The sequence below is a fragment of the Mesorhizobium sp. M0119 genome (assembly GCF_040322615.1).
GTDB lineage: Bacteria > Pseudomonadota > Alphaproteobacteria > Rhizobiales > Rhizobiaceae > Mesorhizobium.
Window position 1 is genome coordinate 1 of record NZ_JAMYTU010000079.1, and the last position, 9656, is coordinate 9656.

6 protein-coding genes and 2 pseudogenes are annotated in these 9656 nt (G+C 55.8%); 7 read left to right on the plus strand and 1 reads right to left on the minus strand.

Features of this window, described 5'->3' with window-relative positions; genetic code table 11:
* From NKJ40_RS31200 to NKJ40_RS31215, 4 genes and pseudogenes are all read left to right on the plus strand, one after another.
* The coding region (locus NKJ40_RS31200) for an FAD-dependent oxidoreductase (protein ID WP_352469316.1) at positions 1 to 1013 on the plus strand (1013 nt) is incomplete at its 5' end.
* A gap of 82 nt (positions 1014 to 1095) precedes the next feature.
* Positions 1096 to 2070 (plus strand): bifunctional Delta(1)-pyrroline-2-carboxylate/Delta(1)-piperideine-2-carboxylate reductase, encoded by a 975-nt coding sequence (lhpI, locus tag NKJ40_RS31205; RefSeq protein ID WP_352469317.1) that lies wholly within the window; start codon positions 1096 to 1098, stop codon positions 2068 to 2070.
* Between the two features lie 517 nt (positions 2071 to 2587).
* Positions 2588 to 3991, plus strand: coding sequence for a serine hydrolase domain-containing protein (locus tag NKJ40_RS31210; RefSeq protein ID WP_352469318.1), 1404 nt, complete (start codon positions 2588 to 2590; stop codon positions 3989 to 3991).
* 31 nt (positions 3992 to 4022) lie between these two features.
* A pseudogene (locus NKJ40_RS31215) lies at positions 4023 to 5461 on the plus strand (ABC transporter substrate-binding protein).
* 230 nt (positions 5462 to 5691) lie between these two features.
* Here NKJ40_RS31215 and NKJ40_RS31220 read toward each other — a convergent pair.
* Positions 5692 to 6717 carry an IS110 family RNA-guided transposase gene (locus NKJ40_RS31220; protein WP_352469319.1) on the minus strand — a complete coding sequence of 342 codons (1026 nt, stop codon included), beginning with the start codon at positions 6715 to 6717 and terminating at the stop codon, positions 5692 to 5694.
* A 194-nt stretch (positions 6718 to 6911) separates the two neighbouring features.
* Between NKJ40_RS31220 and NKJ40_RS31225 the strand changes: the two genes are divergently transcribed.
* The 3 genes and pseudogenes from NKJ40_RS31225 to NKJ40_RS31235 form a co-directional block, all read left to right on the plus strand.
* Positions 6912 to 7937, plus strand: coding sequence for an IS110 family RNA-guided transposase (locus NKJ40_RS31225; RefSeq protein ID WP_352469320.1), 1026 nt, complete (start codon positions 6912 to 6914; stop codon positions 7935 to 7937).
* A gap of 192 nt (positions 7938 to 8129) precedes the next feature.
* Positions 8130 to 8339 (plus strand): hypothetical protein, encoded by a 210-nt coding sequence (locus tag NKJ40_RS31230; protein WP_352469321.1) that lies wholly within the window; start codon positions 8130 to 8132, stop codon positions 8337 to 8339.
* A 378-nt stretch (positions 8340 to 8717) separates the two neighbouring features.
* Positions 8718 to 9606 (plus strand): annotated as a pseudogene (locus NKJ40_RS31235) (MFS transporter); the annotation flags it as partial.
* Positions 9607 to 9656 lie beyond the last annotated feature (50 nt).

A 9656-nucleotide genomic window follows, 5' to 3' on the forward strand; every position in this document is an offset into this window, starting at 1 on the left:
TGGATCCGGCGCTGTGGCGCTGGGGCATAGAGTTCCTGGCAAACTGCACGCCACACGCACATCACAGGAACACCGAAACCCTCCAACGTCTGAGCCGATATAGCCGTGACCTCATCGCCGCAGCAGAGACCGACATGGCGCTGCCGAAGGAGGTGCGGCGCAAAGGCGGTCTGTATGTCTTCCAGAACAAGAGCCAATTCGACATCCACGTTTCTTCCATCAAAGATCACGGCGTCGACAGTATCGCGGTCCTTGAACGAGATGAGCTGATTGCGCGCGAGCCCGGGCTGTCGGGACTGTCCAGCCGGCTAGTTGGCGGACTTCTCAGCTTAGTGGACTGCGTTGGTGACTGCAGGTTATTCACTGAACGCACGGCTGCCTTCCTGGACAAATCGAATAGGGCCAGCTTCCACTTCGGCACCCATGTCGCGGGGTTCCGCACATCATCGAACACTATAAAAGCTGTACAAACCAATCAGGGGGAAATCCAGTGCGATGCAGTCATTCTTGCGACAGGCGTCGAGACTCCTGAGCTAACCCGTACGCTTGGCTTTGCGCCCAACATATACCCGGTCAAAGGCTATTCGGGAACTTGGAAGATCACCGATCCCGCTAAAGTGCCTACGCTGCCTTATGTCGACGAGACGGAATTGCTGGCGGTTGCGACCTACGGCGGCCAACTTCGGGTGACGGCGATTGCAGAATTTGCGGCGCGCGACCGCTCCCTTCCGGACGGGCGCACAGCGCAGATTGCCGATTACGTGCGCCGATCATTCGGTGATGCCGTAGAGCTTAATCGGCCAGAGTTTTGGGCTGGATTGCGGCCAACTACAGCCGCCGGCCCTCCATTCCTGGGCAAGGTGCGCAAATATAGCAACCTGTGGATCAACGCGGGACACGGGCAGCTCGGCTGGACCATGGCTTTGGGCTGCGGTGAGCTACTAACGCAAACGATTATGGGTGAGCAGACCGCCCTTCAAAACGTATCATCGGTTGCGTCCTGGCTTGCATGATCAAGTCCTCGAGGCGCTGTTTAACGCAACTAAAGGAAGCGGCAATTGCTTCCGCCAACAGTTTAAGAAGGACCAGTAATAAATGAGCGATGTCAGTTTGGAATTGATAAATACTGAAGCAACGGTCGCGGGCTTGCCCTATGGTGCTCTTGTCGACGCGCTTCAGAGCGGATTCGCAGCCGGCTGCACTGTGCCGGTTCGGCACCATCATCATATTCAGAAACGCAGTGAACCAGACGCAACACTTCTCCTTATGCCTGCTTGGTCAAAAGCGGAAGATCAGGATCAGTTCCTTGGGGTTAAGCTTGTAACCGTTGTTCCAGGAAACAAAGCGCGCGGTTTGCCGGGGCTGACATCTACCTACATCCTTTATGATGGAGTGACTGGGCAACAACTGGCGTTGATGGACGGCAATGTTATCACGTCAAGGAGAACCGTTGCCACGTCGGCCCTGGCGGCTCGCTATCTTGCCCGCGATGACGCAAAGTCGCTCCTCGTAATCGGCTCCGGACGCGTTGCCAGCCAGATTCCTGACGCGTATCGCGCTGTGAGGGCAATCGAGAAGGTCCTAGTCTGGGATATTATCCCGGAAGGCGCGGAAAAACTCGTTCGCTCCCTGAACGACAGAGGGATTGTTTCGGAAGTCGTAACGGATTTGGAGCAAGCGGTAGGAAAGGCAGACATCATTAGTGCTGCAACCCTTGCAACCAGCCCCATAATCACGGGCGCATGGGTACGCAAGGGCACGCACATCGATCTTATCGGCGGCTTTACTCCCAAGATGCGAGAGGCGGACGACGCAACGTTAAAGGCCGCCAGAGCATTTGTTGACACGCGTGAAGCGCTTCGTGAAGCGGGAGACCTAGTTCAACCCATTCAGAGCGGCGTTGTAGCCGAAGAGCATGTTCTTGGAACTCTTGCGGATCTTGCCAATCGCAACGTAAACGGGCGAACCACTACCGACGAGATCACCTATTTCAAGGCCGTTGGATCCGGACTCGCCGATCTCGTCGCAGCTCGAATGGTGTACCAACAGATGCGCGCTGAACGACAGTAGCTACGGATGCAGGCCGCTTCGCCATAGCCAGAAAGGTCGCACTTTGTCGAAGCGTTTTGAAGTGCGTCAGTTGGATTTGCCCCGTGTGAGACCAGTCGGTATCCGACGGTCAGCAGCATCTCTCCTTATACCAATGCCATCATGCGCCTGAACTGGTATGATCACGAGCCTCACTGGGCATTTTTTCTGTCCATCGCTCACGTTCGGTCAGTTTTATCGTGCGGCAGTACTCGCGTTTGCCGAATAATTCAGTCAGCTTTTTCTATTGTCAGAAATGATTTTTCCCATAATATAATTTTCACGTTCGGCGCGATAATGAATTCGGATTCCCAAAACATGCAAAAAAGGAGTGCTGATCACAGCGGACAATAGCTGCATTCCTCGACCGCCCGCTCAGGAGCGTAGGAGGATTACACGGGCGTAGCGCTACGCACTGTGCCGACAGTCCCAAATTCACATCGCATGCCCCTAGGGCTAGGGCTAGGGGCGAATGCAAAGGCAAACTTCGGAGAGACTAATGAATTTAGACGCAAGAAACATCCAAATTGAACTAACGGACGCGTTGGAGCGTCATAGGGTGGCGGGCGCGAGCATTGCTGTCTTTCACGAAGGTACTCTTGCCACGGCCGCAGCCGGATTTGCCAATATATCAACTGGTGTCGGTCTGACGACTGACACAATTATGCATATTGGGTCCATCACAAAAGTCTTTAATGCTACATTAGTAATGCAGCTGGTCGATCAGGGCTTGGTGGATCTGGCGGACCCGGTAAGAAAATACCTGCCTGATTTTCGTGTCAAAGATGCTACCGCCACCGAAGAAATTACAGTTATGATGCTCATCAATCATACGTCGGGCATCGATGGCGAAACACCGATTGACAACGGCCACGATGAAGAAACTATCGAAAAAGCAGTGAGGCGAATGTCAGCTTATTCTCAGGTTTTCTCGCCTGGGGCCTACTGTTCTTATAGCAACGCGGCTACAGTAGTGGCAGGGCATCTTGCTGAAAAAGTAACGAACAGAAACTGGTATGACTTGGTGAAAACCAGAATATTTGAGCCGTTGGGTTTGCCCCATTCCGCGGTTTTGCCGGAAGATGCTATGCTATTTAGAACCAGCGTTGGCCATTTTATAGATAGGACCACCGGTGCCCTTACTCGAACGTCGCACGTTTTTCTTCCGCTCGGATTCGCACCTGCTGGCCACACAGCAATGATGAGCGCAGCCGATCTAGTAATGTTTGCGCGTGCACATCTGTGTGATGGCTTGTCGCTAAGCAATAAGCGAATTCTCTCCCCCCTAAGTGCCCAATTGATGAGAGGTACTACTACCCCCAATATTGGGCAAATGCCGTACGGTATTGGACTAGGGTGGATGACGTACGGAGCAGATGTCGTGGGCCATGGTGGTGGTGGTCCTGGAATTAAGGCTCAACTATATGCCTCTCCTGCACAGCAGTTTGCTCTCGCAGTGCTCACGAACTCAGACAATGGCACCGATCTGATTATAGATATTGCCGCTCCATATCTAAGACAAATTTGTGGATTTGAAATCGCTCAACCTGTTGAGCTTGCAAAGCCTTCCACTGAAAGCACTGAAGAATCCTTCTATGCTGGTCGATACGAGGACAGCTGGATCGTTTACGACGTCTCGAAAAACGAAAGCGGGCTAACGCTTTCAGTTCGCACGAAGATCGCCTGCTACGATAACATGAGCACGGAGCCCACGGACGCTGCGCCGCTCATTCGAGCCGGTGAAGATCAGTTTATCTTCACGCCAACCGCCCGACAGAGTAATGCTAACCCATGTTTCTTCCCCGCCACACGGGACATCCGCGTTGCATTCCGAAACAAAGATAGCAGCGGGCGTCCAGAGCATCTGGCCTCCGGCGCAAGGCTTTATCGTCGCACTGCCTAACAATTCTTAATAGCAGCAAGAGGGGAACAAAATGAGTGCGAAATCTACGTCTTTGAATCTTCTTAATCTGACGAGAAGGGGTCTTCTACAGCGGTCCGTGGCTGTAGGCATAGGCGCTAGCTTGGGAGGAGTCCTCCTGCCGAAGGAATCGTCGGCACAGTCTCCCACGCGGGGCGGCAAGCTGATCGTGGGCGTAAAGGGCGGATCCTCGACCGATTCATTGGATCCAGTGCTTTTGGTCACAGCAGCCTTGGCTTCTGTGGCCTACCAGTACGGGAATCATCTCATTGAGCGAACCCCTGAGGGTGAGGTGAAGGGTGAACTTGCGGAGAGCTGGGAGCCCTTAGACGGTGGTAAGCGTTGGGTCATCAAACTTAGACAGGGCGTCAAATTTCATAACGGCAAGGAATTGACGTCGGCGGATGTAGTATACTCGCTTGACCGCCACCGAGGTCCCAACTCAAAATCACCTGTCGTCGCCTTGATGAAACGCATTGATGACATCAAGGCTGATGGTCCCTATCAACTTACGATATCTTTAAAGGAACCGGACGTTGGGCTGCCGTACTTGCTGACACAGATTTATCTGGTGGTTCAGCCAAAAGACGAGAGCCCCGATCGCGGTATTGGCACTGGGCCTTATGTTCTAGATAAAGCCGAGCCAGGTAAGCTTTATACATTCCACAGGAACCCTAATTACTTCATGCCAAATAGCGCCTGGTTCGATGAACTCGAAGTACTCGTCATCAATGACGACAGCGCACGCATCTCGGCACTCCTATCAGGAAGTGTGCATCTAATAACGGAGGTTCCGCCAAAACTTGTGGCTCCTCTCAAGAACGCAGCAAGCGTGAATATCGTGAGTTCGCCGAGCACGACTTCTTGTATTTCACGATGCTCGTCGATACACCCCCATTCGACAACCCGGATCTGCGCCTGGCATTGAAATATGCCGTTGATCGCGAATTGATTTTGAAAAACATTGCCGCTGGATACGGCGAGATCGGAAACGACCAGCCGATCAACTCCATATATCCTTTCTTCTCTGACGACATCCCGAAACACACATACGATGTTGAAAAAGCCAAATCTTACTACAAGAAGTCCGGTCACAGCGGTCCGATTGTACTTCACACCTCGGAGATATTTCCCGGCGCCGTCGACATGGCGGTCATCTTTCAGCAGAGTGCCGCGAAGGCTGGTATCACAATCGAGCTAAAGCGGGAACCGATCGACGGCTACTGGGCAAATGTCTGGCTGAAGGCGCCTTTTTGTACGTCCCATTGGGGCAGCCTTGAGACCGAAGACCATGTGCTGTCGCTCCCATTTGCCAGCGACGGAGCCTGGAATGACTCTCACTGGCGCCGTCCGGAGTTCGACAAGCTAGTAGCCCAGGCCAGAGCGGAACTTGACCCTAAACTCCGCAAATCCTTCTATCGAGAGGCAGCCAAGATTGATGGGGTTGTCTAATCGCCGCTGGGACGTCAAGCATGTAATTGCGTCGAGACGACGCTGCCGGGTGCATGGTTGTCTTCGCGGTCGACATCAGTCGCCGCATGATGGAGCTCCGCGGACGAGCCTTCAATGTGGACGACGCACTTTGCTGAGACAGCGGTGCAACCCCATCAGCGGAATGGCTCGGCTCACGTCCCGGCAGGGACGTCTCAGGCGCTCAGATCCTGAACGCTATTCGCAAGATTTCATGCTGTGGCGCCTGCATTTCGATCAAAGAACTCACCGGTCTTGAGCATCGAATGCATTATCACCGCCAGTTTGCGCGCCACAGCCACGGCAGCTCGTTTGAAGCCAACCCTCTCCCGGAGCTTGAGGCCCCACGTGCGCAGGCTGCTGTCGATCGAGCTGCGTGTCAGGATGACCGCCGCAGCCTCATAGAGAAGTCCCCGCAAATGTCGATCGCCGCGTCGGGATATATGGCCGTCATAATCGACTTCTCCCGATTGGTAGCGGCGAGTTGTCAGGCCGATCCAAGCGGCAACAGAGCGGGACTTCTTGAAGTTGCCCGGATCTTCAATGGCAGTGGCGAAAGAGGTTGCGGTAATGGCGCCGATGCCGGGGATCGACATGAGTATGCGGCATGCTTGGCTTTGACGTGCATCTGCGACAAGCTGGCGCCCAAGCTCGGCGGCACGGATGCGAATGCTGCGCCAGGCTTCCAACATCGGTAGGACGACAGGAGCAAGCTCGCTCTGATCGATAAGAAGGCTCCGGACATTCTTTTCGAATGTAGTTCCCTTACCGGCGGGAACGAGCAAGCCGAACGTTTTCATGATCCCTCGGATCTGGTTGGAAAGCTCGACGGTGATCCGGACCAGCCGAGTGCGTGCTGCCACGAGCGTGCGGGTCAACATACTGTCGAAGCCTTTCACGCGCACCTCGCGAAAGAATCCTGCTTCAGCAAGACGCGCCAAACCATCGGCGTCATTCGCATCCGTCTTGTTCGCCGCCATATCGAGAGCGGCTTTGGCATGGCGCGCATCGATGCAGATGGCTGGCAATCCCTCGGCGCGCAGCGCATGATAGAACCAAACTGACAGCGGGCCGGTTTCGAACACGACGCGCTTTGCGGCCGGCGCCCGCTTGCGGACAAGCTCGGCAATGATCCTGGGATCAGATGCGCACTTCCCGCGCCAGATCCGTTCGCCTTCACGGCGGATCGACACTGCCGTCTCTTTCATCGACACGTCGAGACCGATATGTTCTTCCATCGCTGTTCTCCGTTGATGCTGGGCCCGGCGTCCAGTCGTGAGCCCGTATTTCATCTTATCGGGGAACAGCCACCCTCCAAGGCTATGATCGGTTCCAGGGCGCGTCGCTCCCGCGATTACCCCATGTGGACGCCCCCTGACGGCATCGCTGTGCCAAAGTGGTGTCGTTGATCATCACTTGAACGGAGGCGTCCATGTCGGAAGTTAGCATGATCGGGTTGGATCTAGCGAAGAACGTGTTCCAGGTGCATGGTGCAGATGCATCGGGAGCTATCCTGTTTAGAAAGAAGCTTCGCCGCGATCAGATGCTTAAATTCTTTGATGCGCAGCCGGCTTGCACGGTTGCCATGGAGGCCTGCGGCAGCAGCCATTACTGGGCGCGGGAGATCACGAAGCTGGGACATAACGTCCGGCTGATCTCTCCGGGCTACGTCAAGCCTTTCGTGAAGAGGCAGAAGAACGATGCCGCCGATGCGGAGGCGATCTGCGAAGCTGCGCAACGGCCGACGATGCGTTTTGTGGCAGCCAAGAGTGAGGAACAACAGGCTGCGGCGATGGTGTTTCGCGCTCGCGATCTTCTGGTGCGCCAGCGGACCCAGACCATCAATGCGATACGTGGCCATCTTGCCGAATTCGGGCTGGTGGCCGCGCAGGGCCTTTTCCATGTGGCCAAGCTTGTAACGGCGATCGAGGATCATGGCTCCGCCATCCCAGAGGCCGCCCGTCCGATCCTGTGTCTGTTCGTGGAACAGTTGCGCTCGCTGGATGAGAGGGTGGCTGTGCTCGACCGCGAGATCGCCCGGCGCGCCAGGGAGGACGCGGAATCGAAACGACTGATGACTATCCCGGGGATAGGATCGATCACCGCGACTGCTCTCGCCGCTCTGGCTCCGTCGGCTCAGACCTTCAAAAGGGGGCGTGATTTTGCGGCCTGGCTGGGGCTCACTCCGTTGCAGCGTTCCACGGGCGGGAAGCAGAAGCTTGGCGAGACGTCCCGCATGGGCGAACGAACTCTGCGCCGCCTGCTCATTATAGGGGCCAGCGCTGCCGTGCGCTGGGCGATGCGGAAGGGGAAATCTGCGGACCCATGGCTCATGCGCATGCTGGACCGTAAGCCGCCCATGTTGGTGATCGTCGCGCTTGCCAACAAGACGGCACGCATCGTCTGGGCATTGATGGCGAAAGGCGGAACCTATCGGGCTCCGGCGGTGGCGGGTTAGTTCCGCTCGGCCGGAAGGCCTCGAAAGTGTGAGAAGGTCAAACGGAGAGTATGGCGCAACGGTCAACGAGACGGGATCGGGAAAACCAGATCATGGATACGTGCCTTGAGCACGCGAGATTGAATTGGACCCGCTCCGCGAACTCCCATACGGGCCCGCGGCATGTGGAACGCCGCATCAGAGGCCGGACACATGTCAGCACCCGACCACGCTCCTCATTCTTCATATAAGATTCTTCTTGCGCTGACGGGGGCGTCCACACAGGTCCATGATGATGGTGGGCATATCACCGTAATGTTCGCTGACGGTATCACAGGCATGTCCAGCAAGGTAAAAGGATATGTCAGCGATCCCTTCGGCGGCGCTGCGAAAGCCACACAACGCTGCTGGTTTGAGAGTTGATATGCCACGCGAATACGGACGTTCAACACCTCCTGAGAAAGAGCGCAATTTTGAAATCAAAAGCCGTTTCGTTGATGGTCGACGCTGTATCCCTTCGCGACGTTCCTCTTGTGCAGACTTGCGGTTTGATCTTCGCCAGCGTCTATGTCGGGGTAAAGATCACCTATTTCAAGGCCGTTGGATCCGGACTCGCCGATCTGGTCGCAGCCCGAATGGTGTACAGCTCCATTCGGGAGCAGACAACGACTTAGCCAGCGCTCAGTCGTGATTATTTCCGCTCTAGTCTCTTTTGATCACAACCCCGTTACATAAGCTATTTGATGCACGTTATACATAGCGCATCTAGAAGGTGATAACGAGTTGGGATAGGCGAACATCGTGCAACGTGAGGATTCGTATTCGGGCGTCTCGACGACACTGGCCTCTCTTCAGAACCGCGCGTTCCGCGCGATCTGGTCGGCTACGCAAATTTCAAGCCTCGGCTGGCTGGTGCAGACGACAGCCATCAGCTGGCTCATGGCGACGATTTCAGCCTCCGATCTGATGGTCGCACTGGTGCAAGCTTCTTCCACGCTACCGGCATTCTTTCTCTCCATCCTCGCAGGTGCCATTGCGGACAGTTTCAGCCGACGCGGCGTGATGCTCGCCGGGCACTGCCTGATTGCGCTGGCATCTGCGACGCTGGCGATTTCTGTCTGGTTGGGGTTTGTCATCCCGTGGCTAATACTCGGATGGGGTTTTTGGCCGGCTGCGGCTTCGCGCTAAATGATCCAGCCTGGCACGCTTCTGTCGGCGATATTCTGGAAAGCGCGAGATCCCGGCCGCGGTGACGCTGATGTCGGTCGGCTATAATATTGTTCGAAGCACAGGCCCGGCCCTGGGTGGCGCTATCCTGGCCTTCTTTGGACCGCTGGCCGCTTTCGTCCTGGCAGCACTGAGTGATCTGGTCCCGCTTGCAGCGATATCGCGATCGAAATGGCACGTGCGCTCTTCTTCGCTGCCGCGCGAGCGCGTCGCTACGGCCATTCATGATGGGCTGCGCTTCACTGCGATGTCCTCGGAAATCAAGGCGGCGATCGCTCGCGGGACTTTGTTCGGACTTGCGAGCATTTCCATCCTCGCGCTGCTTCCCTTGATCGTCCGGGATCATTTGGCGGGAGGACCCATCGTTTACGGCGCGCTCCTGGCTGCTTTCGGAATGGGTGCGTTTACCGCCGGCCTAAGAGGCCGTTTTGAAAATCGGCTTGCAGGGGTTTCGTCTGAGGCTGGGGTATGATTCAAGCTGTGGAGGTGGACAAAGCAGAGCCGTGGCCGGAT

Excerpts from the sequence above, each read along its gene's own strand:
- lhpI (WP_352469317.1), top strand. The coding sequence starts at position 1,096 with ATGAGCGATGTCAGTTTGGAATTGATAAATACTGAAGCAACGGTCGCG.
- NKJ40_RS31210 (WP_352469318.1), top strand. The coding sequence starts at position 2,588 with ATGAATTTAGACGCAAGAAACATCCAAATTGAACTAACGGACGCGTTG.
- NKJ40_RS31220 (WP_352469319.1), bottom strand. The coding sequence starts at position 6,717 with ATGGAAGAACATATCGGTCTCGACGTGTCGATGAAAGAGACGGCAGTG.
- NKJ40_RS31225 (WP_352469320.1), top strand. The coding sequence starts at position 6,912 with ATGTCGGAAGTTAGCATGATCGGGTTGGATCTAGCGAAGAACGTGTTC.
- NKJ40_RS31230 (WP_352469321.1), top strand. The coding sequence starts at position 8,130 with ATGTCAGCACCCGACCACGCTCCTCATTCTTCATATAAGATTCTTCTT.